The 23,402-nt window shown below is 38.8% G+C and carries 24 protein-coding genes; 3 read left to right on the forward strand and 21 right to left on the reverse strand.

What is annotated here, in order from left to right; all coding sequences use genetic code 11:
- Positions 1–2 precede the first annotated feature (2 nt).
- The 3 genes from H3R33_RS09195 to H3R33_RS04295 are packed head-to-tail and all read right to left on the reverse strand — an operon-like array spanning position 3 to position 2,690.
- Positions 3–1,403, reverse strand: a complete 1,401-nt coding sequence (locus H3R33_RS09195) for an ATP-binding protein (protein WP_155568005.1) — start codon at positions 1,401–1,403, stop codon at positions 3–5.
- Between the two features lie 29 nt (positions 1,404–1,432).
- Positions 1,433–2,155, reverse strand: coding sequence for a response regulator transcription factor (locus tag H3R33_RS04290; RefSeq protein WP_110438910.1), 723 nt, complete (start codon positions 2,153–2,155; stop codon positions 1,433–1,435).
- The gene (locus H3R33_RS04295) at positions 2,142–2,690 is read right to left on the reverse strand and encodes a MarR family winged helix-turn-helix transcriptional regulator (protein WP_162988571.1); all 549 of its coding nucleotides are present in this window, start codon (positions 2,688–2,690) and stop codon (positions 2,142–2,144) included. Before H3R33_RS04295 ends, H3R33_RS04290 begins: the two co-directional genes overlap by 14 nt.
- 164 nt (positions 2,691–2,854) lie before the next feature.
- Between H3R33_RS04295 and rpsU the strand changes: the two genes are divergently transcribed.
- Positions 2,855–3,058 carry a 30S ribosomal protein S21 gene (gene rpsU / locus H3R33_RS04300; RefSeq protein ID WP_084440514.1) on the forward strand — a complete coding sequence of 68 codons (204 nt, stop codon included), beginning with the start codon at positions 2,855–2,857 and terminating at the stop codon, positions 3,056–3,058.
- A gap of 295 nt (positions 3,059–3,353) precedes the next feature.
- Here rpsU and leuB read toward each other — a convergent pair whose 3' ends face one another.
- The 17 genes from leuB to H3R33_RS04385 form a co-directional block, all read right to left on the reverse strand.
- Complete coding sequence (leuB, locus tag H3R33_RS04305) at positions 3,354–4,463, reverse strand: 3-isopropylmalate dehydrogenase (protein WP_155568004.1); 1,110 nt, start codon at positions 4,461–4,463, stop codon at positions 3,354–3,356.
- Positions 4,464–4,779: 316 nt separating this feature from the next.
- Positions 4,780–5,415: a 3-isopropylmalate dehydratase small subunit gene (leuD, locus tag H3R33_RS04310; RefSeq protein WP_155566702.1), complete on the reverse strand. Its 636-nt coding sequence runs from the start codon at positions 5,413–5,415 to the stop codon at positions 4,780–4,782.
- Positions 5,415–6,818 carry a 3-isopropylmalate dehydratase large subunit gene (gene leuC / locus H3R33_RS04315; RefSeq protein ID WP_198184917.1) on the reverse strand — a complete coding sequence of 468 codons (1,404 nt, stop codon included), beginning with the start codon at positions 6,816–6,818 and terminating at the stop codon, positions 5,415–5,417. Before leuC ends, leuD begins: the two co-directional genes overlap by 1 nt.
- 127 nt (positions 6,819–6,945) lie before the next feature.
- Positions 6,946–7,332, reverse strand: coding sequence for a 50S ribosomal protein L19 (rplS, locus tag H3R33_RS04320; protein WP_110438906.1), 387 nt, complete (start codon positions 7,330–7,332; stop codon positions 6,946–6,948).
- A 27-nt stretch (positions 7,333–7,359) separates the two neighbouring features.
- A complete protein-coding gene (gene trmD, locus H3R33_RS04325) occupies positions 7,360–8,073 on the reverse strand; it encodes a tRNA (guanosine(37)-N1)-methyltransferase TrmD (RefSeq protein ID WP_110438905.1) in 714 nt (237 codons plus the stop codon).
- Complete coding sequence (rimM, locus tag H3R33_RS04330) at positions 8,057–8,614, reverse strand: ribosome maturation factor RimM (protein ID WP_198184916.1); 558 nt, start codon at positions 8,612–8,614, stop codon at positions 8,057–8,059. Before rimM ends, trmD begins: the two co-directional genes overlap by 17 nt.
- Before the next feature lie 31 nt (positions 8,615–8,645).
- Positions 8,646–9,005: a 30S ribosomal protein S16 gene (rpsP, locus tag H3R33_RS04335; RefSeq protein ID WP_110438903.1), complete on the reverse strand. Its 360-nt coding sequence runs from the start codon at positions 9,003–9,005 to the stop codon at positions 8,646–8,648.
- Positions 9,006–9,045: 40 nt separating this feature from the next.
- Positions 9,046–10,434 carry a signal recognition particle protein gene (gene ffh / locus H3R33_RS04340; RefSeq protein ID WP_198184915.1) on the reverse strand — a complete coding sequence of 463 codons (1,389 nt, stop codon included), beginning with the start codon at positions 10,432–10,434 and terminating at the stop codon, positions 9,046–9,048.
- Positions 10,435–10,631: 197 nt separating this feature from the next.
- Entirely contained in the window at positions 10,632–11,183 is a 552-nt protein-coding gene (locus H3R33_RS04345) for a Spy/CpxP family protein refolding chaperone (RefSeq protein WP_110438901.1), read from the reverse strand.
- A 145-nt stretch (positions 11,184–11,328) separates the two neighbouring features.
- On the reverse strand, positions 11,329–12,711 hold the full coding sequence (der, locus tag H3R33_RS04350) for a ribosome biogenesis GTPase Der (RefSeq protein WP_198184914.1): 1,383 nt from the start codon (positions 12,709–12,711) through the stop codon (positions 11,329–11,331).
- Positions 12,712–12,723: 12 nt separating this feature from the next.
- Positions 12,724–14,100, reverse strand: coding sequence for a PQQ-binding-like beta-propeller repeat protein (locus tag H3R33_RS04355; protein WP_198184913.1), 1,377 nt, complete (start codon positions 14,098–14,100; stop codon positions 12,724–12,726).
- A 2-nt stretch (positions 14,101–14,102) separates the two neighbouring features.
- The gene (locus H3R33_RS04360) at positions 14,103–14,786 is read right to left on the reverse strand and encodes a tetratricopeptide repeat protein (RefSeq protein ID WP_155568000.1); all 684 of its coding nucleotides are present in this window, start codon (positions 14,784–14,786) and stop codon (positions 14,103–14,105) included.
- 50 nt (positions 14,787–14,836) lie between these two features.
- On the reverse strand, positions 14,837–15,214 hold the full coding sequence (locus tag H3R33_RS04365) for a hypothetical protein (RefSeq protein ID WP_198184912.1): 378 nt from the start codon (positions 15,212–15,214) through the stop codon (positions 14,837–14,839).
- 42 nt (positions 15,215–15,256) lie between these two features.
- On the reverse strand, positions 15,257–16,576 hold the full coding sequence (locus tag H3R33_RS04370) for a dihydroorotase (RefSeq protein ID WP_198184911.1): 1,320 nt from the start codon (positions 16,574–16,576) through the stop codon (positions 15,257–15,259).
- A 15-nt stretch (positions 16,577–16,591) separates the two neighbouring features.
- Entirely contained in the window at positions 16,592–18,370 is a 1,779-nt protein-coding gene (gene asnB, locus H3R33_RS04375; protein ID WP_198184910.1) for an asparagine synthase (glutamine-hydrolyzing), read from the reverse strand.
- Positions 18,370–19,410 carry a glycosyltransferase gene (locus H3R33_RS04380; RefSeq protein WP_198184909.1) on the reverse strand — a complete coding sequence of 347 codons (1,041 nt, stop codon included), beginning with the start codon at positions 19,408–19,410 and terminating at the stop codon, positions 18,370–18,372. The genes asnB and H3R33_RS04380 overlap by 1 nt, the downstream gene beginning before the upstream one ends.
- A gap of 29 nt (positions 19,411–19,439) precedes the next feature.
- Entirely contained in the window at positions 19,440–20,378 is a 939-nt protein-coding gene (locus H3R33_RS04385; protein ID WP_198184908.1) for a glycosyltransferase family 9 protein, read from the reverse strand.
- Positions 20,379–20,549: 171 nt separating this feature from the next.
- Between H3R33_RS04385 and hisI the strand changes: the two genes are divergently transcribed.
- Positions 20,550–20,951 (forward strand): phosphoribosyl-AMP cyclohydrolase, encoded by a 402-nt coding sequence (hisI, locus tag H3R33_RS04390; protein WP_198184907.1) that lies wholly within the window; start codon positions 20,550–20,552, stop codon positions 20,949–20,951.
- Complete coding sequence (lpxB, locus tag H3R33_RS04395; RefSeq protein ID WP_198184906.1) at positions 20,951–22,120, forward strand: lipid-A-disaccharide synthase; 1,170 nt, start codon at positions 20,951–20,953, stop codon at positions 22,118–22,120. The genes hisI and lpxB overlap by 1 nt, the downstream gene beginning before the upstream one ends.
- An 18-nt stretch (positions 22,121–22,138) precedes the next feature.
- Here the strand turns inward: lpxB and H3R33_RS04400 are convergent, their stop codons facing one another.
- A complete protein-coding gene (locus H3R33_RS04400) occupies positions 22,139–23,311 on the reverse strand; it encodes a cytochrome c (RefSeq protein ID WP_198184905.1) in 1,173 nt (390 codons plus the stop codon).
- Positions 23,312–23,402: the final 91 nt, after the last annotated feature.

Raw genomic sequence — 23,402 nt, forward strand, 5'->3', positions numbered from 1 at the left:
AACTATCTGGGTATAAATATTATTACTCTCAGCCCTCCCAATGGGCTGGTTTCTAATTTTATATCACCACCATGTCCCTGAATTATATTTTTCGCAATAGACAGTCCCAATCCGGTCCCTTTTTGTCTATTACCTGTCTCAAATGGCGTGAATACACTTTCCCTTCTTTCGATTTCTATTCCTGGACCGTCATCATCGATGATAAACTGTATTCCTTTTCCTTTCATATGAACCCTTAGTTTTACATCCCCCCCATATCTTTTAGCATTATCTAAAATATTGGAAAAAACTCGGCGTATGCTATGAGGTCTAATAATCAAATCTGGCAGGTCATGATCAATTTCAACTGACAAAAATCGTGTATCAGCCCGAGATGCTGCTGCAACACAATCTTTAATTAACTGAGAAACATCTGTTAAAATCGGTTCTTCCGTTCCTTCACCCCTTGCAAAGGAAAGATAAGCAGAAATCATTTGTTCCATTTCCTCAATGTCGGTAATCATTTCCAAGATATCCTGAACCTGTTCCTCAGCATTAAACATTCCTTTTTGAGGGAGCATGGCTAAACTGAGCCTTAATCGGGTCAAAGGCGTTCTCAAATCATGGGAAACACTTGCCAATATAACAGTACGTTGCTTGACATATCTTAAAATTCTTTCACGCATGACATTAAAGGCAATTGCTGCATTTCTTAGCTCTCTTGAACCATCAGGATGTAAATTACCTGGATCAATCCCTTTACCAAATTTTTCAACAGATCTGGATAATCTTCGAATGGCCCTGAACTGTATCCATGCAAAAACAGAAGTCATTATAAACAAAACCAAGGCACTTCCCACAATCCAGAAAATAAAAAGCCAAACACTACCAGCCGTTAATTTTTTTTTGGGTATTAGAATGTCCACTACACTTTGTTTTAATTCTATGGATATCTTGACCTGATCTTTTACACTGAACCAGTCAACAACAAACCGTTCATCAAGTCGATCCGTCAGGGTTTGATTGAGAAGCTCATCAACAGGCCCGATAATATTCGATTTTTTTCTTGAGTTCCCAAGAAATATTTGACCTTTGCGCCAGGTAATCGAGTATTGAAAATATTTTTGTGCATCTTCAATAATCTGATTGTATTTTATTCTCGAATTAGTTTGGTTAAACTGATTGACGATGAACTCAACCTCACTGCCAACAGTATCTGTCAAACGACGAGAAACAGTACTAAGATAATTACCATAAAACAATTCCAGTGAAATTGTTTGCGTAACAATCAATGGAATTAAAATCATCAAAAGTGAACGACTAAATAAAGAGCGCGGCAAAATTCGTCGTACAGTGCGTTCAACAATAAATTTACGATTTATAAAATAATTTGGAATTTTTAAATTCGTATATGAATTTTTCACAATTATATTTTCTGTTATTAATTAATTTTTCAATATCCAGGTTTTAAAACATACCCTTTACCCCTTACGGTATGTAAAAATTGCGGTTGTCGAGGGTCCGTCTCAATACGTCTTCGTAACCTTGTTACTTGGACATCAACGGCACGCTCACCAATTTCCTCCATTCCAATTTTTTGAACGATTTCCTCACGGGATAAAATCTCATTAGGTTGCGCCGCCAATACCCTTAACAAGGCTATCTCCCCTCCTGTTAAATGAATAATGCCATTTTTATCGCATAACAAATTTCGAACAGGGTCAAACTCCATATTTCCAAGACGAATTAAACGTATATTTTCCGCTGCAATGGGCTGCGTCAATCGGCGAAACTGAATTTTCAGCCGAAGCAACAACTCTTTGGGTTCGAAAGGTTTTCCCAAATAATCATCTGCGCCAGCTTCCAATCCAGCTATGCGATCTTCCGGTTCTCCCCTGGCTGTCAAAAGGATGATCGGCATATCCTTGCCTTCCTCCCGAAGGGAATGTGTCAATTGCAAACCATCCTCACCTGGCATTGTAACATCCAGTACCAATGCATCAGGTTGCAAAAACTTTAACATTTGACGTGCCTCATATGCCGATTCCGCTCCACTGATCCGGAAACCATTTTCACTTAAATAACGCTGTAACAACCGGCGTAAACGCGGATCATCATCGATAACTAAAATATGTAAAATATCTTTTTCGTTTGGTGATTTGTTATTTTCCGACATTATTTTTATCTTTGATTTTACGAATGGTAAGATTTTCTAGCATTTTTTTGGATTTTTTACTGATCATACCATATAATATACGCTGGAATCCTTCTATATATGTATTATTGGAAACCTCTCTAAAAGCGCGAACAAATTGTTTGCGTTGAAGACTAAAAAGTTCCTCCTCTAGTTTTTTCCCTTTTTTTGTCAAGAATAACACTTTTTTCCTGCGATCTGTTGGAGTTTGCTGAAAATAGACAAAATCTTGTTCAAGCGTCTCTCTTAATACGCGATTCAAACTTTGTTTTGTAATTCCAAGCATTGAACATAGCTCACCTACCGAAATCCCAGGATAATGACAGATAAATTGCATCAATCGAAAATGAGCCAACCCAATTCTATATTCATCTAATATTGGTTCAACGATAGACATGGCTTCATGATGGATAAAAAAAAATATATCCTGCATAAATCGAATTTTATCTTCATGCAGAAATAATAACTCTTCACCAGCTTTGTATAAAGGTAAATCAAAATTTATAGAACGAGACAAATAAAAAACTTTATATAAGTTGAAAACCGTGAGACAATAATAATCTATTTTCTTTTTAAATAAAATAGAGTATGTTTGCGGTAAACTTATAACAATTATAAACATTGATATACACTATATACCTTACTATTTAACTTTTAACTTTAACAGGAGATGATGGCCAAGTGCAGGTTTTGGTTAGAGACAATAACGTTGATCAAGCTTTGAAAGCTTTAAAAAAGAAAATGCAACGCGAGGGAATTTTCCGTGAAATGAAACTTCGTCGCCATTATGAAAAACCCTCTGAACGACGTGCCCGAGAGGCTGCAGAAGCTGTAAGACGTGCACGTAAAATGGAACGTAAACGTTTGGAACGTGAAGGTTTTTAAACCGCAAAAGTTTTATTCTTATAAAAGAAATTAAATGATATTTCTTTTATAAGATATATTCTAAAGTAAATTTACATTTTACAATATCAGTTCTTATCACCAAAAATCCATTAATCTAAATTGAGCAAATAATATTAGATACGAATTAAATTTGCCCAAAATATTATATTGATAATGTTGATTACCAGCATTTCCTATGCTGAATATAACCTTACATATCGTTGTAATTGATCTTATTCATCCAATGAATAATAATTTTTCAAAAGTTATGTTAAAAACTTTATATTCAATATTTTTAATTTTTTCCATTTAAATGATCAAGAATAAGTTTTCCCATCTCTTGCGTGTTTACCTCTTTTTTTCCCATACTCATAATATCCGGTGTACGATAATTTTGGTTTAATACCAATTTACATGCATTTACGATTTTCCGTGAATTTTGTTGTTCATTAAATGAATATTTCAACATCATCGCCAAAGAAAGAATTTGTGCCAAGGGGTTGGCTTTTCCTTGTCCAGCTATGTCTGGAGCACTGCCATGAATTGGTTCATACAATGCTGGAATAACCCCATTTGACTGTTTCTCCCCTAGTGTAGCTGAAGGCAACATACCCAAACTTCCCGTCAGCATTGCAGCCAAATCTGACAGAATATCCCCAAAAAGATTGCTGGTCAGAATAACATCAAATTGTGAGGGTTGACGGACCAATTGCATTGCACAATTATCTGCTAACATATGAGATAAATTGACATCTGGATACTCTTTTTGGTGAATCTCTGTCACCACTTCCTTCCATAAAAGACCGCTTTCCATCACATTACATTTATCAACAGAACAAACATGATTTTGGCGTTGACGAGCCAACTCAAAAGCTACACGGGCAATTCTTTCGATTTCTTTACTTGTATAAACTTCTGTATTGATTCCCTTACGAGTTCCGTCAGGTAATGTTTCAATTCCTCTGGGAGAACCAAAATAAACGCCTCCTGTGCTTTCGCGAACAATCATTAAATCCAAACCCTTAATGATCTCAGGTTTAACTGAACTGGCCTCAATCAGAGAATCAAAAACAATCGCTGAACGTAAATTGGCAAATAAGCCAAGTTCTTTACGTAAACCAATAATCCCTAATTCAGGTCGATTATTAAAATCAATATTATTCCACTTCGGTCCACCAACAGCTCCAAAAAGAACCGCATCAGCTTTTTTTGCTTTTTCAATAACCTCTTGAGTTAATGGTATTCCATTTTGATCTATGGATGCACCTCCAACCACTTCATATTCAAGCTTGAAAGATAATGTCGAGTTTTTATCTACCCACTCAAGTACTTTTACAGCCTGTTCCATGATTTCTGGACCAATCCCGTCCCCTGGCAAAACCAAAATTTTTTTTTCTTTTGTCATAAAAATTCTCGCAATAATAAAAATAATTAAAAATATTGTTTTTTTTAACTTTATTAGTTTTAACAAAGAAAATGTAATTATCTATTACATAACCTAATTAAAAAAGCTTTAATTTTGAAAAAATAATTTTTGACCTGATTTATACATTGGTTTTTATTGTTAAGAATGAGTTTGCAAAAAAATTGTATAATTAATTTTAGACAAATAATTTTTCTTATAAAATAATTCAATCTAAAGACTAATGCCTAGTTTTGTGATTAATTAAATATAAAAAATGGCTCAGTTAAATAAATGAACCATTTATGAATAGAATTAATTATATATTATGTTCATCAATTATTATCTCAGGAAACCAGGGTTGCTTTTCCTTTCTGTTTTTTTCAAAATTTCTAATTGATTCAACATGTTGCATGGTTTGACCAATATCATCCAAACCTTCCAAAAGCAATTGACGGCGTAATGGATCAATTTCAAATTTAATTTTTTCACCATCAGGTCGTATAATTTCTTGATGTACCAAATCAACCGTTATACGAGCATTTGCTCCCATTTTGGTATCCTCAACCAATTGTTCACAAATTTCCCTGGACACCTTTATCGGCAATATTCCGTTTTTAAATGCATTATTAAAAAAAATATCCGCAAAGGAAGGTGCAATTACACATCGTATTCCAAAATCAAGCAAAGCCCAAGGCGCGTGTTCCCTAGACGAACCACAACCAAAATTTTCATAACTGATTAAAATTTTCGCCTGACGATACGGGTCACGATTAAGTATAAAATCATTTCGTTCATTTCCATTATCATCATAACGCCAAGAATAGAAAGCGAATTTACCCAAACCACTTCTTTTGGTCGTTTTGAGAAAACGAGCCGGTATTATTTTATCAGTATCAATATTTTCTTCGGGTAATGGAGCCGCAATTGCTGTCAAACTGTCAAATTTTTCCATCACATCATATCCCTTACATCCGTTAATTCACCTTTGATTGCAGCAGCGGCAGCCATGGCTGGAGATACTAAATGTGTTCTACTGCCAGGACCTTGACGACCTTCAAAATTACGATTGGAAGTGGAGGCACACCTTTGTCCTGGTTCCAAACGATCTGGATTCATTGCCAAACACATGGAACAACCAGCTTCACGCCATTCAAAACCTGCCTCTTTGAATATTTTATCCAATCCTTCGGATTCAGCTTGTTTCTTAATTAATCCAGACCCGGGTACAGCCAATGCCCAGACATGATCTGCAATTTTATGCCCTTTAAGAATATATGCCGCAGCCCGAAAATCTTCTATACGACTATTTGTACAAGAGCCTATAAAAACAGCGTCAATTTTTGTACCGGCAATCGGTTGACCAACTTTCAGATCCATATAGTTCAACATGCGTTTTTTTCTTTTACGTTGAGATTCATCCCTCAATTTTTCTGGATCTGGCACTTTATCTTTAATAGATATCACATCTTCTGGACTAGTTCCCCATGTTACCATAGGATCAAGATTGTTGACGTCTATATTAACAACTTTATCATAATACGCCCCATCATCAGAAGCCAAACTTTTCCAGTAAGCTACAGCGTCATCAAAATTTTTCCCTTTTGGTGCAAATGGACGCCCCTTAATATACTCAAAAGTAACTTCATCAGGTGCTATGATCCCGGCTCTGGCACCAGCTTCAATAGCCATGTTGCACAAGGTCATCCGCCCCGCCATATCAAGATTTCTTACCGCTGAACCAGTAAATTCTATTACATGTTCTGTTCCACCAGCTGTACCAATTCTTCCTATAACAGCAAGAATAATATCTTTCGCACTTACACCTGGTTTTAATTTACCTTCAATATTAATCTTAAAATTCTTGGCTGGTTTCTGTAGCAAGGTTTGGGTTGCCATCACATGTTCAACTTCCGAAGTTCCGATACCAAAAGCAAGCGAACCAAATGCACCATGGGTAGAAGTATGACTGTCACCACAAACAATAGTCATACCTGGTAATGTTATCCCTTCCTCGGGTCCAACAACATGGACGATCCCCTGACGGGCAGATTTTAATGGAATGAATGGGACACCAAATTCCCTAACATTTTTCTCTAAAACTTCTATCTGATGACGACTTTCTCCTTCCTCCATCGGTTTATCCCGATCTGTTGTGGGAACATTGTGATCAATAACTGCCATCATCGCTTCCGGACTGTGAATTTTACGTCCAGCCAACCGTAACCCTTCAAATGCCTGCGGGCTAGTAACCTCATGAATTAAGTGACGGTCAATATAAAGGAGTGCCGTACCATTTGGAAGTTGTTTTACCACGTGACTATCCCACAACTTATCAAACAAAGTACGAGCTTTCATTTTTTTATCCTTTTAAAATTTTATATTCAATAAGTTTATATATCCAAAATATCAAGAAACTAAAATAATTTATTCTGATAATTTTTATAAATTATCAGAATATAAAATAAAAAATCAGTTCAACCTGTTAAACAGATTCTGTTTTTTTATTAACATCGCGATTACGTTCTGCAATACGGGCTGACTTACCGCTACGACCACGCAAATAATATAGTTTTGCACGACGAACATGACCATGACGGACAACCGTAATCGCAGAAATTGTTGGAGAATAAAGAGGAAATACACGTTCCACTCCTTCACCATTTGAAATTTTACGAACGGTAAAATTACTATTTAGTCCCTTATTTGAACGTGCAATTACGACACCCTCATAAGCCTGAACACGTTTACGTTCCCCTTCAACAACACGAACATCAACTCGTACTGTATCCCCAGGGAAAAATTCAGGAATGGCACGATCTGCTGTTAAACGAGCAATTTCGTCAACCTCATATTTTTGAATAATATCCATCATCTTTTCCTTTAACAATATATAAATTCAGTCATTATTTTTAAGGTTACTGTTACGCTGGTAACTGTCCCACAAATCTGGTCTGCGCATTCTGGTCACCATTTCAGCCTGTTCTTGACGCCATGCAGCAATTGCCCCATGATGTCCTGAAAGTAAAATCTCGGGCACGTCATATCCCTGCCACTTGGCAGGTTTCGTATAATGCGGATATTCCAAAAGACCTTCAGAAAAACTTTCTTCTTCCCCACTGGTATCAGATCCCATAACACCAGGTAACAGACGTATGCAGGCATCCATTAAAACAAGTGCGGCAGGCTCACCACCAGAAAGAATGTAGTCTCCAATAGAAATCTCCTCTATTGAATATTTTTGAAATATCCGATCATCAATCCCCTCATAGCGACCACAAATACAATATAAACCACTCCCTGATACAAACCGCAGAATATCTTTTTGTTGCAATACACGTCCTCGCGGCGAAAAATAAACAACTGGACGATCATCCTGCGGTAAAGTAGCCTGTAAGGCAGCATCAAGTATATCCACTCGAATAACCATTCCTGCCCCACCACCAAACGGCGTATCATCAACAGCCTTATGTTTGCCATGACCAAACTGACGCAAATCATGCGTTTTCAAAGTCCATTTTTCCTCTTTTAATGCTTTGCCCGCCAGGGAAAATTCCAAAAAGCCGGGAAACATCTCAGGAAATAAAGTCAACAATTCAATCTGCCAACACATTTCCCTTATTACCTTCATTAGGTGAAACCTCAATAAAATGAGGTAAACAGATTTTTACCCATCCCGCTTCAAGATCAATTACCGGTACACATTGCTTTGTAAAAGGAACAATAATGATTTCTTTGGAATCCAGTTTGATTTCAAGACTGGTACCCGCACCATAATCATGGACATGATCAATGATACCAAACGCTTCCTTTTGCTGATTGATTTTCTGAACACGAGCCTGCAAACCAATTAAATCTACCAAATAGAATTCCTCTTCTTCCAAATCTGAAAAAGAATCTCTTGTTACGTATAACTTACGGTTTGTCAGATGTTCGGCATTTGTTCTGGAATCAACAGGATTTTTATTTCCATCATAAAGGATGGCAATTGGTTCATTTTTCCAGATTAAAGACCAGCGCTCCCCATGATTATCAATCAGTTCCCTGTAATTTTGTAGATCTGTTGCCTTTTCCAGATACGAATAAACCCTTACCAGCCCGTTAACGCCATGGGGTTTCCCGATCGTTGCAACATGAACCAACTGTCTTTTCATCAAAGGGGCAACCTTATTCAATAATCAACAATTAAGCCTCAGCTTCAGCTTCTTCTTTTTTCTTAGCTGCGGCTTCAGCACGTTCCTGGGCCTTTTTCTTCGGCGCAGACTTCTGAGGCTGTTCGTTATAGACAAATTTTTCCGCCAAACCAGCATTTGCCAAAAAACGTGCAACACGATCGGTTGCCTGTGCCCCTTTTGTCAACCAATAACTAATCCGTTCATTAAACAAACGAACTCTTTCAGCATGATCGGAAGGAAGCATGGGGTTATAAGAACCCACTTTTTCAATAAAACGTCCATCCCGAGGTGAACGGCTATCAGCAATAACTATGTGATAGTATGGACGTTTTTTTGACCCTGAACGGGATAAACGGATTTTAAGGCTCATTGATTCTTTTTCTCCAGATTCTAGCCATTAATGAAAGAAACTAACGCATCATCCCACCACCAGGTGGAGGCGTCATTCCTTTAGGTAAAAGAGCAGATAACCCCTGTCGCATTAAACCTTTAACGCCCAGCTTGTTAAACCGCTTCATCATGGAAGCCATCTGATCATATTGTTTTAACAACCGATTGACTTCCTGAACTGTTGTCCCCGATCCTGCCGCAATCCTTTTTTTACGAGATGCCTTAATAATATCAGGCTTTTTGCGTTCGGCCTTAGTCATTGATGAAATAATGGCCTGATGACGTTTAAGAATCGAGGTGTCTATCTCTTTATTGCCAAGTTTTTCTTTAACTTTTCCCATACCTGGGATCATGTCCATAATGTTGGAAATTGATCCCATTTTATTTATCTGTGAAATTTGAGTCGAATAATCATTCAAATCAAATTTTCCCTTGAGCATCTTCTTGGCAAGACGTTCATTTTCCTCTGTATCGAGAGTTTCAGAAGCTTTTTCAACCAGCCCCGCTATATCTCCCAATCCCAGAATACGGCTGGCGACACGTTCGGGATAGAATTCCTGTAACGCATCAACCTTTTCACCCATACCAACCAGCTTGATTGGGGCGCCAGTAATTGCCCGCATTGATAATGCGGCACCACCTCGTGCATCCCCATCCATACGGGTCATAACAACACCCGTAATCCCAACTTTCTCATTGAAACGCTTGGCTGTGTTAACCGCATCTTGCCCTGTCATAGCATCAACGACAAGAAGGGTTTCAACAGGCTGAACCGCATCTCTGATATTTTGAACCTCCTGCATCAAAACATCATCAATCGCCAAACGTCCAGCTGTATCCAGGATAACAATATCATATCCCTCTAAACGACCGATCTCCATGGCCCGTTTGGCAATTTGCAATGGATTTTGTCCCTCGATAATGGGTAATGCGGTTACGCGTATCTGATTGGCCAATTGCTGCAATTGCAATTGGGCGGCAGGACGATAGGTATCCAAACTGGCAAGCAATATTTTCTTGCGTTCACGACGATTTAGGAAATATGCAATCTTTGCCGAAGTCGTGGTTTTACCAGATCCTTGCAAACCCACCATCAAATAAGGAACAGGTGGCGCAGCATTCAATGCAAGAGGTACAGCACCTGATCCACCCAATGCATCAATCAATGCATCATTTACAATTTTGGCAATTGCCTGACCAGGTGAAATATTGTGCAAGACTTCCTGACCAACAGATTTTTCCTGAACCTTTTTAACAAATTCCTTGACGACAGGCAAAGCAACGTCGGCATCAAGCATTGCCAAACGGATCTCACGCATGGCCTCATTAACGTCTTCCTGAGACAATGCCCCCCGTTTCGAAAGTCCGTCAAATACGCCAGAAAGTTTACCAGATAAACGGTTAAACACGTTTTTTCCTTACATTTACACAATAAATAGCGCGTTACTGCACGAGCCTTCGTGAGGTAACGTTTCTTAATCCAAGAAATAGAATTAACCTGATTTTTAATTGGTTGTCAATTGAATAATTGTTCAATAAGAAGCATGTTGTTCAATTCTATCTGTCACCATGCTTCTTATAAAAAGCTTCAGCTAATTATTGATTATTATTGAGCTTGGTTAGGAGCAACCATTGGTGCTGCGGTTCCATTTGTTGCTGTTTGACGCATCTGTCCACGCAATAACTGCATTTGACCATGAATATCCTTCATCTTGATAATACGCGCTTTTAACTGAACCAACTGGTCTGGCGTCAAAATATTACGAAGGGCAAGTAATGTCTTGGTATGATTTTCAGCAGTTTCTCTGTGAAGTTTTTCCAATTTATCCACAAATGGATCAAGATTTCCTTTTGTTACTTTACCAGGTGCCAATAAAGCATTTGCCATATCTCTATGTACAGCCTCAACTTGCTGACGAGTGGTTTCTTCCTTTAATCGAGCACTATCGACGATTACCTTGGCTTTTGCCTGTTGTTCGGCGCTAAGATTAAGATTTTCGAACATGTATCCCAATGGACCAACCGCAGGCCCAAATATGCCACCGGGGGGTGGAGGAGGAGGTGCCATTCCAACAGGTTGGGCCATTGCGGATACCATACTGCCAAGGCTTAGACCGCCGGCAACAACCAAAGAGGTTAACATTTTCTTATTAAACATAAAAAGCCATCCTTTCTTTATTGAAAAGCAATAAAAGGTTTGGACTCTTTTATCACTTAGTTCAATTTTATCAAAGTTTTAGGCAAAAGTATGAAGATTTTTTATATTTATTACAAAATAATTTTAAAAATGTGTTTTTTGAGTTTCATTGTTTTTCATGAATATATGGATTCTTGCTATCTCTGAATTGCAAACGGATTGGCGTTCCAGGCATATCAAAAATTTCACGCAAACCGTTCATCAAATATCTCTGATAATCCAGGGGAAGTTTTGAAGTTCTAGTTCCAAATAATATGAAGGTTGGTGGTCGGGCCTTGGCTTGCGTGATGTAACGTAATTTTAATCTGCGTCCATCAATCATGGGAGGGGCATGCCTCAAAATAGCCTCTTCAAACCAACGGTTCAATTCCCCTGTCGGAATACGTTTGTTCCAAATATCATAGGCTTTTCGAACCGCGGGTATTAATTTATGAACCCCTCGACCTGTAAGAGCTGAAAAAGCAATGATAGGAATGCCATGCATTTGTGAAAGCGACATCTCAATTCTATCTCTTATAGTCTGGCGGGTAGCCACCCTATCCTTTAAAATATCCCACTTATTAAGCGCAATAACGCAACAGCGTCCTTCTCTTTCAATTAGACGGGCAATTTGTAAATCCTGTTCATGAATGCCCAATTCAGCATCAATAACCAAAACAACCACTTCGGCCATTTTAAGGGCTTCAATACTGGCAGAGACAGACATTTTTTCAAGTGTCTCATCAATTCTGGCTTTTCTCCTCAATCCGGCGGTATCAACCAATTCAATTTCCCCTTTTTCATCATGAAAGGATACTGAAATTGAATCCCGCGTTAATCCAGCTTCCGGCCCGGTAATTACACGCTGCTCCCCTATCAATTGATTGATCAAAGTTGATTTGCCGGCATTGGGACGTCCCACAATTGCCAATCTCAATGGTTTATCTTCAGAGTTTTCCAATGATATATTTAATGCCGAATTATCCTGGAACTGTTCAATTGGAAGCACCGCCTCAATCCGGTCTACAAGATCCATGATACCTTCACCATGCTCTGCAGAAACAGGAATGGGTTCCCCCAAACCAAATTTATACATTTCCAAGGCGGCTACATTTCCGGAATGACCTTCGGCCTTATTCACAACCAAAAGAATTTTACGCCCCTGTTTTCTCAACCATTGAGCAAAATGTTCATCAACAGGTGTTATACCCATTCTGGCATCAACACAAAAAAGAATCACATCTGCCATATCAACCGCCCGTTCGGAGGATATACGCATACGACCATGAACAGTTTCGGGATCATCCTCTTCCCATCCAGCCGTATCAATTAAGGTAACGGGGCGATCGTTTAGAAGAATGTCAACTGATTTCCGATCTCGTGTCACCCCCGGCTGATCGCTTACAATTGCAAAGCGTCTTCCCGCTAGCCGATTGAATAATGTCGATTTACCGACATTAGGACGACCCGCGATCACAATAACAGGCAATTTGTGTTTAGCCAATGTCACGTATTTTATTTCCTAACCAAAAGCAGTTAATTTACCATCTTGCCCCAGGATCAGCAAACGCTCATTTACAACCACCGGAGCTAGAGCGGGAGTTATACCTGTTTTAACAATATTGGTTATTTTACCTGATGCCGGACTGAAGGTTACCAGTCCAATATCGTTAAAATCACTGATACAGATAAGTTGTCCGCCTGCCAATACAGGACCATACCAAGCGATGGGATCTTTATATTTTTCCATATTCTTGAAACGTCTCAGTTGAGTGACCCAACGAACCCGACCCGTTACACGGTCAAGACAAGCCAGTTGCTGATCAAGGGAAAGAACAAATAACCAATCGCCAATAACAACCATTGAATTTTGACCTGAAACTTCACGTTCCCAAATACGTCGACCAGACCTTAAATCCAGTGCCACCAAGATTGAGCCGATACTTATAGCATATACCGTACCATCAGCAATTACAGGAAGCGCACTGATTGCCGCAAAATCCACAAAAGCATTACGGCCATTTCGACCCAGCGTATCAGTCCAAATCTGCTCCCCGGTATTTGCCCGCAACGCAATCAAATCTCCTGATCCAAAGCCTGCGACAAGAATGCCTTCTGAATAGGCTGGTGCTGGCTGACCAAATAATTTTGTTTGAACACTGCCTGTATTATAGGACCATAACTGATTTCCCGTTTTTGTATCCAAACAAAATAACCGTCCATCAATGGTGCCAAAAAACAATAACTGGTTTACGATTGTTGGTGCGGAACGACCAGGTGTACCAACATCCACACGCCATACAACCTTTCCCGTTTCCCGATCCACCCTCAAAGTTTCGGCCACGCCATCCACAATATATAAAGCATCCTCGGTTAATCCAATACCACCTCCCAAATTACTTGATCTTGACTTTTTCTTTTTGGGATTTAGCCGCCATAGCAACTTACGTGATTGCCAATCAAACGCAGTTACCTTACCCACAGCATCCATTGTGAAAAAATGATTGCCATCTATAACCGGAGTTGTATTGATGATGCCCTGGCCTTTTGATCCCAGCGCAATATAGGATAAAGGGCTTGGTTCGGAATTTCCTGATCCGATACTGCAACTCCACATTCTACGCACGCCACCCACCGCACTGTGAATTGAGGCATGATCAGCCGTTCTTCCCTCAAGCATCCATTTCTCGTCGATAACTGGTGATGGAATAGTGATTGGAGTTTTGTCACTATGATCGACCATCAGTCCGGCACCAGTACTAAAAACGTCTATTCGTTTACCAATAATAACAGGTTTATTATCCTTATGCCCGCAAGCTGCCAAGGCCATTCCAGTTGCGGTTGTCGCAAGAATCGATCGACGTGAAAATTTCTTTTTTATAGGTAGAATATCTTGCATCGTTAAACCCTTTTATTCGCTGCAATAACCTGCAACATCACATTTGCCCTTTTCCGTAGTTCTGGACTGGCATTCATATCCGTAGATAAACGTCCAAAAACCTGTTTCGCCTCTATAACTTTACCAGTTTTAAGATCCAAAATCGCCTCACACTCTCGTGCCAAAGCATACCAGGGAGTCTTGTGATCCAACAATTCTCTGATACGATTATGTAATTCACCTGGATCTACATTATCAAGATGGTTTTCAATCCATAATAAATTAGCCAGATTACGAAAATCAGGCGATGCAGTTTTATCAAATCTTAAAGCTTCCCAAATTGCGGATGCCTCTTTAAGCTTTCCCTGATCCAATAGTAATGATGCTTGTTTTAATTGTGCCAATGCCCGTATAGATTGGGGAGAATGATTGGATATATGGTTAAATTCACCAATGATCTGGTCAACCATCTTATCATCTTTGGATTGAGGAGATAACTGTACTGTTTTTTGCATGACCTGCATATAAGAATTTGATGCATTTACAATTTTCTTATGCTTTTGCCAATGATTAAACTGTAAAAGACCAAATACGGCCAGAACAGCAATAATAACAACTATTGCCAATTTAGCATAACGTCTCATGAAATAATGCAGTTTTTCTGTCCGTAATTCTTCATCTATTTCTTTAAACAGGTCTTCTGACACTTACAGTTTCTCCTTTGTGCGTTTATTATGACTTGAATTTGGCAGTTTTTTTATTTTCCACCTGTTGCATTTTTTAATTTTTTACTTCCATCGACAATCATGGCACGCATTTTAGTAAGATTGGCAGTAATTCTAGCATTCATTTCAGCGCTAACTTTTTGGATCGATTCCATTTCATTTTTTGCTTTTTGGCTGATGGCAACCTGTTTTGCATGCGCCTGTTTTGAAATACATGCATAATACACATGAACAGCCTTGTTATAATTATTAAACTGCTCAACACTGGCATTGTATTTGGTAACATTGCTTACGTTTATCACTGGTGACTTGGGTTCATTGCCACAGGATGCAGTCCAATCCTGTGCAAAAGCAGCCACGCCGGGTATTGGAGAAAATCCAATCATAGCGGTCAAAATGAATTTTTTCATCGGATATTTCCTTTCGATGATAAAGTTAGATATGATGCAGACTCATGGTAGAAAATCTACCAAATCTCCGTCAGGTTTCCCACAAATTTCATTATCCTGCATCACGATTTTACCTTTTACGATTGTTGCAACAGGCCATCCTGTCACTTCCATTTGATCATAAGGGGTCCAACCTGCAGGTGAAACGATCCAGTCATTGGTGATACGACGATTTGTTTTCATATCAACCAGGGTGAAATCCGCATCATAACCGACCTGAATTCGTCCTTTTGTAGGCATGCCATATATTCTTGCCGGATTAGATGCCATTAAATCGACCAAACGACCAAGCGATAATCGTCCCTCATTTACATGATTCAACATAAGTGGCACGAGAGTCTGTACACCCAGCATTCCTGATGGACAGCATAGCCATGGTTTTGCCTTGGCTTCTGGATCATGGGGCGCATGATCCGAGGAAACGATATCAACCACACCATTCTCAATCCCTCTCCAGCACGCATCATAGTGTCTTTTATCACGGATAGGAGGATTCATCACCGCCAAACCTCCTAACCGTTCATAACATTCCGGTGCGATTTGGGTTAGATGATTTCCTAGCACTTCAACAGTTGCGATATCTTTATAATCAACCAACCATTCAAGTTCTTCCTGTGTCGTTGTATGCAAGATATGCGCGGGTCGACCTGTTTTACGAGCTAATTTTATGATACGTCGTGTTCCAAGAAATGCACATTCCTCATCACGCCACAAACGATGATTTTCGTAAGGCATACCCTCACAGAATAACTTTTTCCTAGTCTGTAAACGATATTCATCCTCGGCATGATAACATACTCGACGATGACCATACCGCATGATATTTTCAAGACTTTCATCATCTTCCACCATTAAGGAACCGGTTGAAGAGCCGGCGTAAACCTTGATACCACACACCCCTCTCATCGTTTCGAGCTTGGATAGGTTTTGCGTATTTTCCCTTGTGGCACCAACGTAAAATCCAAAATTAACCCAGCTTGTCTCCCTTGCCCTTTCTTGTTTCCATATGATCATTTCCTTATCCGCTGTGAGAGGATTTGTATTGGGCATATCAAAAACAGTGGTCAATCCACCCATCGCTGCCGCTCTTGTCCCGGTTTCAATTGTTTCAACCATATCATTTCCCGGTTCGCGAAAATGCACATGACAATCCATCAAACCTGGAAGAACATAAAGACCCTTCGCATCAATAATCTTTTCAGCAGCATCACTTGATTGAACAGACAGGGATTGAATACGCCCTTTGATTACACCAATACCAGTTTCATATTGTCCCCATGGTAAAAGACAATTACCATTTTTAATTATCAGATCGTAATGCACAAGCAAAATCCTTTATCAATCCATTAAAACTTCTAAAACATTTCCCAGCGGATTTTTCCCAACAATATGCACCTGATGCCATATTGCATAAAATAGAATATTCCAAGCCATAAATCGTTCCTTGCGTCCAGATGCCTTTTCAAATAAAGATCTCACATTTGATAAGGAAATTTTGTTACCAATATCTGTCTGACAAAAAACCGCCTGGGCCAATTCATTGGCGTGCTGTTCGATCCACAAACCAATTGGAACACTAAATCCAGATTTTTTGGCAAAAGGTTGTGCTAGTGGAAATTGCCACTCAAGCCATTTGCGTAATATCCATTTCCCTTGGCCATTTCTTATTTTCAAATGATCTTCAAGATTGAAGGCGAATGCTGCAATTTTTTTATCCAGAAATGGGACTCTTCCCTCAATAGAATGAGCCATGAGACAACGATCAAGCTTGATTAGAAGATCATTGGGTAACCAATCAATCATATCAATTTTTTGAGCATTTTTCAGGCGTGAATCATTTTTATCCTGCAATTTATATTGTAATCTGAAATAATCTTGCCATTCGCTGGAAACGGAATGAAGGAATAAATTGTCTCGTTCAAAAATACCCTTGCGATAAAGTCTTTTACCGCCTAGCCAAACAGATTTTGCTGCTTTACGATATCGTCCATAACCTGCAAATAATTCATCACCACCCTCACCAGATAAAATAACCTTAACTATGGATCTGGCCTCATTTGCAAGAAACCATGTTGGGATAATTGCATAATCGGCAACAGGATCATCCATACATGCAATAATTTTAGGTAAATGTCTGAAAACATCCTGCTGATTTATAGTGACGCAATGATGTTGAATACCTATTTCCTTTGCCAATAATGCCGCCTGTAATGCTTCATCCTTAACATAGCCAGAATCATTATTTATCTCAAAACGGGCTGTCCAGGCATGAAGACGATTAATTCGTCCCAGACGCTGCATCATTTTCAATATAATTGAGCTATCGACACCACTAGATAGAAAAAGTCCGAATGGCACATCAGAACGTTCATGAATACGAATCGAATCTTCCAAAAGACTATCAAGCTGATTTAAAGCTTTTTTCTCATCTGTAATCATAGACCTTGTTTTTGGAAAACAAGACTGTGTTTGCCGATGAATAATTTCACCATTTCGGATTATCAGGGTTTCACCAGGTAAAATCCGATAAATATTATTATAGATTGTTTTATAGCCCGGTATGAATTGCAATTGCAACAATGTATCGACTGCAGACTGATTTATATCATCATGCCTAACAAAACCTGCCTTGATAATTGCTTGCGCTTCAGAAGCAAATACAACACCCTGTTCTACACTAGCATAGTATAAAGGTTTTATACCAAAGGGATCACGGCTTAAAACAAGCGTTTTTTCATCTATGTCAACCATGGCAACTCCATACATGCCACGTAGGGAATTCACATAATCGGCATGAAATTTCTGCCATAAGGGAAGGATTACCTCACAATCGCTTCCCGTTTTAAAAATATAATTCTTAAAAAGATGGCGTAATTCGGGACTGTTATATATTTCACCATTTGCAATCAAAACTTGTTGACTGTCATTGGATAGAGGTTGTTTTCCCCCTTCTATATCAATAATGGAAAGACGCGAATGCAACAAAACAACATGACTATTTTCCCATGATCCGTTTCCATCAGGACCCCGGTGATGCAAAGCCTCCAATAAGATCTTTTTTTGATGTTCAGAAATGCTGTGGCCATCTTTCAAGGCAATTCCTGCTATTCCGCACATCAGATTTTCTCAATTCTCGTTAAAAATTCATACCATTTTTGTAAAACAGTCGCCTGACTAAATTCCCTTTCGAATTTTTGACGTCCTGCAATTGCAATTCTTTGAGATAATGCCGCATCATTTGTCAAGGACGCGATAGCTTTTGATAAGGCTGTTTCATCTTCCAGAGGGGTTAGGAGACCATTTTCCCCGTTGTCTATCAATTCCACAGGTCCTTGCGCAGCCAATGCAACCACCGGTTTAGTCGCGGAAAAACCTTCTAGAACTATATTACCCAAAGGTTCATGACGAGAGGAGCAAACCAGAATATCGCAAGCCTGGATAATACCTGATATATCCCCAATCCATCCAGGCATATGGACACGATCTTGAACCTTTAAGAATCTTGCCAAATTTTCAAGCTTCTGACGCTCTTCGCCTTCCCCTGCTATAAGCAAATGGGTATTTGCAAGATTAGGCATCGCCTTTATAAGAATATCAAATCCTTTATTAACGTGCAGTCTACCCAACGCCAGTAAAAACGGTGCGTTATTGGGAATATAATAGGGACGTCTTGCACATGCATCGGGAAATGTTCTTGCAAAATTGGGAACATGATGAACGCGATTTTCCGGCCATCCTTGGTTTTTGATCCATTCTACAATTCCTTTGGTATTACCAACCAGATGATCACATTGCCTGTAATATTTTAAATCATAAAACCCGCCTAAACGTCCCACGTTTATCCAATCACCCCTTGGCATAAAAGAGGCCGCCCTATTCATCCAAGCCACCACTACTCTTGGTGAAAAATCCTTTAGAATTCTTTTTAGTTCATACTTCGTTGAAAGATCCAACAACCCACCGAATCGTAATTCATGGGAGAATAAACCAACCTCGGTAAATTTCCGTTTACGATCGGAATTTTTCCGTATAATAGGTAATACAGATAATTTTTGAAGATGCTGGGCAATACATAATCGCTCGAAAAACAATTCTGCCCCACCATTAACCGCTCCCGCCATAATGTGTGCAATACGGAAATTTGATGGATTGCTCATATTTACAAAACTTATTCCTAAATTACATTTTAATCATTTTGCCTATCTTGTTTATTATAGGTTTCCAAAAGATTCTGAAAAGCATTATAAACTTCATCAACAGTTAAGTTTTCCATATTTGCCATTCCATTTCCACCTGACGCTGACAATCCTTGGGCATAGTTCCCGGCTGGCTCATATTCTGACAATTTACTTGGTCCAAACAAACCAAGTACTGGAATTTGACAAGCGGCGGCCAAATGCATCAAACCTGAATCATTACCTATAAAACCTTTACAACGTGATAATAAAGCGGCAACTTCTGTTAAAGTATTTTGACCACCACTATCTATAACTGGCAAACTGCTCGTTTTCATTGGATCCACAAGATTAAACTCTTGACTTCCTGGCCCATAAAAAAGAACGAATTCATAATCCTTATTAAAAACCAAAAGTTTTTTTGCCACTTGAATAAACCGTTCGATTGGCCAAATCTTGCCAATCCAATTTGCGGTTGGTGCCAAGGCAATATAATGGTCGGCAGGCAATTTTTCTGCAGCCGTTTTTTTATTTTTTTCATCAATCCATACTACTGGTAAAGGTGTATAGGGCAATGATAATGACCTGGCCAAATAATGGACGCGATGTTCCTTAATCCTTCCACCACGTACAATGCATTTTTTTCTTGTTCTTAAAAAATAGCCTATTCCTGAACCACGAAGGTCAATTACCAAATCCCAGGATTGCATCACACATTGTGACCATAATAATAACCAATGAAAATCAAAGCGGTATTTATTCATAACCAATGTCTTGTCACGCCTTGGCATTGCATCGAAAAGACCAGCTGCCACTGGTCCGCAAGCAATTGTAAACTTTGCTTGTGGATAGGTTTGTAACAAATAGTCAAGTATTCCCGTTGAAATTACGGCGTCTCCCAATCGGGTAGATGTGATAAACAGAATTTTCCTGATTGAAGATACCGTCATGCAAACCCTTATTCTTTCAATCCAAATTAAATAATATATAAGTTGGCGATTTAAAACAGTTTAGTTCTAAGCTATTTATTATTTAATTAATTAAATGATAATTAAGATGGATATTCTCAATGAACAAACTGTATTCTAACAATATGGTTTTAACAACGAAAAAAAATTATAATGCACAATTTCAATGAATTATTGGCCAAGATAAAATTCAATCAGGATGGTCTGGTTCCAGCTATTGCCCAACAATATGATAGTAAGGAAGTTTTAATGATGGCATGGATGAATCAGAAAGCAATTATTAAAACTATTTCCACTGGTCAGGTCTGTTATTATTCTCGCAGCCGTAAAAAATTATGGCATAAAGGTGAGACTTCAGGTCAGACACAAAAATTGGTGAATTTCCTTTTTGATTGCGATGGCGACACACTGCTGCTTTTTGTCGATCAGAAAGGCGTGGCATGCCATACCGGGCGTAAAAGTTGCTTCTATAATGCATGGCAAAACGAATCGATCAAGGAAATAAGCCGTCCCCTGATTAATCCTGAAAAATTATATCAAAATAAACATAAATAATGAACAAATCAGAAAATCCACCAATAATATGGATCTTGGCTGGTGAAACCAGTGGTGATGAATTGGGAGCAAAACTAATTAAAGCTTTGCGTCATTTTAACCCCGATCTGCAGTTTTTAGGTGTTGGGGGGCCAAGAATGCAAGAACAGGGAATGAAAATCCTTTTTCCCATGCAGGATCTTGCCGTGATGGGATTGGTTGAAGTCCTTCCCAAAATATGGACCTTGTCAAAACGCCTTAACCAAGCTGTCAAACATATTGAAACAATTCATCCTGATATCATTGTAACAATTGATAGTCCCGGTTTTTCTTTACGATTATTAAAAAAAGTCCAATCTTTATCAATTCCCAGAGTTCATTATGTTGCACCCCAGGTTTGGGCATGGCATGAAAATAGAGTAAAAAAATTTCCGGGACTATGGGAAAAACTTCTTTGCCTCTTTCCTTTCGAAGAAAATTTTTTTTTAAAACATGGAATTAAAGCCCAATTTGTTGGCAATCCCATTATCGAGACAGAAATGCATCATGCAAATGCCGATGATTTTCGCTCTGAACATCATATAGATCCACTTCAACCGATTTTACTTTTAATGCCTGGCAGTCGTCGGTCCGAATTGCCGAAGCTTATGCCCGTATTCAAAAAAACTTTAATTTTATTAAAACAAACAAAACCAGAACTCATTGCCGTGTTACCCACCTCTCCCCTCGCCAGACATTATGTTGAAAGAATCATTGAAGACTGGCCTGTAAAACCACTGGTTATTCATGAAAAAAAGGATAAATATAATGCCTACGCAGCAGCACAAATTGCCCTGACAAAATCCGGAACCACAACCTTGGAACTTGCATTGGCCCATATACCCATGATCGTAACCTATAGAGTCCATCCCATCACGGCAATGATTGCCAGACACATGATTCAGGTGCCTTTTGTAGCAATGGTTAATCTTCTAGCCCAAAAAGAAGTTGTACCTGAACTCTTGCAAGAAAACTGTAATCCCGTAAAATTGGGTGAGAAGGTTATCGAATTTTTAGATAATAAATATATGGCTCAAAAACAAAAAGAAGCTTTTATTCAAATTCTAAACGCTTTAAAAGCACCACATCATCAACCACCCTCTTATGAAGCAGCTAAAGAGATATTAGAATTAATGAATAAAAATAAATAATATTTTAATTTACACTATTTATTCTTTATTTAACATTGCCCTTTCTTTTCTAACCTGTTCAGCGGTTACATGCCCGTTTCTTCCCCCGAAATGGGAAATAACATAATTGGCAATATCTGCAATATCCTGATCATTGAAAACATCCTTGAAAGAAGGCATCATATAATTACCCAGCTTAGGATCTTTAAGGGTGGATCCTTCTAAAATAACCTTAACAAGATTATTTCCACCCGTTATCGTTGCTGTTCTCGAACCCCAAAGCCTTTCATATTCCCCTTGTCTTCCTTGACCATTTTCCAGATGGCAATTTGAACAAACAGAAGAATAAAGATGGCTTCCATGACTATGACTTTGTTCAGTAACCTCCAATTCTTCAACAGATATTTTGGCTGACCCTTGTTGCTTTTCCACGGGACGTAAAGAACGTAGATAAATTACAATTGCATGAATGTCTTGGGGTGTTAAATAAGATAGTTGCGTATTTATAACATCTGCCATGGGACCGGATGCAGCTCCATGACCTGAAACATATCCCCGGGATAAATATTTTTCCAAATCAGTGTCACTCCATGAACCAATTCCCGTATCCTCATCAGCGGTGATATTATATGCTGTCCATCCCCTATGACCGCCCCCTGCATAATCTTTTATAACAAAGCGACCATTGGACCAATTTTCAGGAGTATGACAATATGAACAATGACCTGGTCCTTCAGTCAAAAATTTTCCCCGGTTCCATGATTGTGATTTTTGATTGTTATACTCGAAATGCTTGCCCGTATAATTTATGATCTGCCAAAAACGAATGGCCCATCGCATATTGTAGGGAAAAGCCATTTCTTTATCAGGAACTTTATTTTCAATGGCAGGTTGTTTTTCAAGATAACGTCTGATTGCCAATATTTCATCACGACTCATGGCACGATAGGCAGTATAGGGCATTATGGGATACAAATATTTTCCTTTATGACCAATTCCTTTTTGTAATGCACTTATAAATTCATCATCTGTATAACGCTGAATTCCTGTTTTCACATCTGAGGTAATATTTGAAGAATAAACAGCTCCCTGTTTGGATATATAAAAAGGTTTTCCCCCTGCCAGTCTTGGTCCATGATCAGCTGTATGACAACTTTCACAACCTGATGCGTGAAAAAGATACTCTCCTTTATCCATTTGGTCCTTCTTCATATCAGCTGCCTGACCGATCAATATGCCAAATGATGAGCTGGAAAAATTGATACATAAAATTATGAATAAACGATAATTTTTCATAAAAAAA

Origin of the sequence: Commensalibacter sp. B14384M2 (genome assembly GCF_016101865.1) — a bacterium.
In the GTDB taxonomy this organism is placed as follows: domain Bacteria; phylum Pseudomonadota; class Alphaproteobacteria; order Acetobacterales; family Acetobacteraceae; genus Commensalibacter; species Commensalibacter melissae.

Coding starts and splice junctions, on each gene's coding strand:
- H3R33_RS04290 (WP_110438910.1), bottom strand. CDS start 2,155: ATGTCGGAAAATAACAAATCACCAAACGAAAAAGATATTTTACATATT.
- leuB (WP_155568004.1), bottom strand. CDS start 4,463: ATGACAAAAGAAAAAAAAATTTTGGTTTTGCCAGGGGACGGGATTGGT.
- leuD (WP_155566702.1), bottom strand. CDS start 5,415: ATGGAAAAATTTGACAGTTTGACAGCAATTGCGGCTCCATTACCCGAA.
- leuC (WP_198184917.1), bottom strand. CDS start 6,818: ATGAAAGCTCGTACTTTGTTTGATAAGTTGTGGGATAGTCACGTGGTA.
- rplS (WP_110438906.1), bottom strand. CDS start 7,332: ATGGATATTATTCAAAAATATGAGGTTGACGAAATTGCTCGTTTAACA.
- trmD (WP_110438905.1), bottom strand. CDS start 8,073: ATGTGTTGGCAGATTGAATTGTTGACTTTATTTCCTGAGATGTTTCCC.
- rimM (WP_198184916.1), bottom strand. CDS start 8,614: ATGAAAAGACAGTTGGTTCATGTTGCAACGATCGGGAAACCCCATGGC.
- rpsP (WP_110438903.1), bottom strand. CDS start 9,005: ATGAGCCTTAAAATCCGTTTATCCCGTTCAGGGTCAAAAAAACGTCCA.
- H3R33_RS04345 (WP_110438901.1), bottom strand. CDS start 11,183: ATGTTTAATAAGAAAATGTTAACCTCTTTGGTTGTTGCCGGCGGTCTA.
- H3R33_RS04355 (WP_198184913.1), bottom strand. CDS start 14,100: ATGCAAGATATTCTACCTATAAAAAAGAAATTTTCACGTCGATCGATT.
- H3R33_RS04365 (WP_198184912.1), bottom strand. CDS start 15,214: ATGAAAAAATTCATTTTGACCGCTATGATTGGATTTTCTCCAATACCC.
- asnB (WP_198184910.1), bottom strand. CDS start 18,370: ATGTGCGGAATAGCAGGAATTGCCTTGAAAGATGGCCACAGCATTTCT.
- H3R33_RS04380 (WP_198184909.1), bottom strand. CDS start 19,410: ATGAGCAATCCATCAAATTTCCGTATTGCACACATTATGGCGGGAGCG.
- H3R33_RS04385 (WP_198184908.1), bottom strand. CDS start 20,378: ATGACGGTATCTTCAATCAGGAAAATTCTGTTTATCACATCTACCCGA.
- hisI (WP_198184907.1), top strand. CDS start 20,550: ATGCACAATTTCAATGAATTATTGGCCAAGATAAAATTCAATCAGGAT.
- lpxB (WP_198184906.1), top strand. CDS start 20,951: ATGAACAAATCAGAAAATCCACCAATAATATGGATCTTGGCTGGTGAA.
- H3R33_RS04400 (WP_198184905.1), bottom strand. CDS start 23,311: ATGAAGAAGGACCAAATGGATAAAGGAGAGTATCTTTTTCACGCATCA.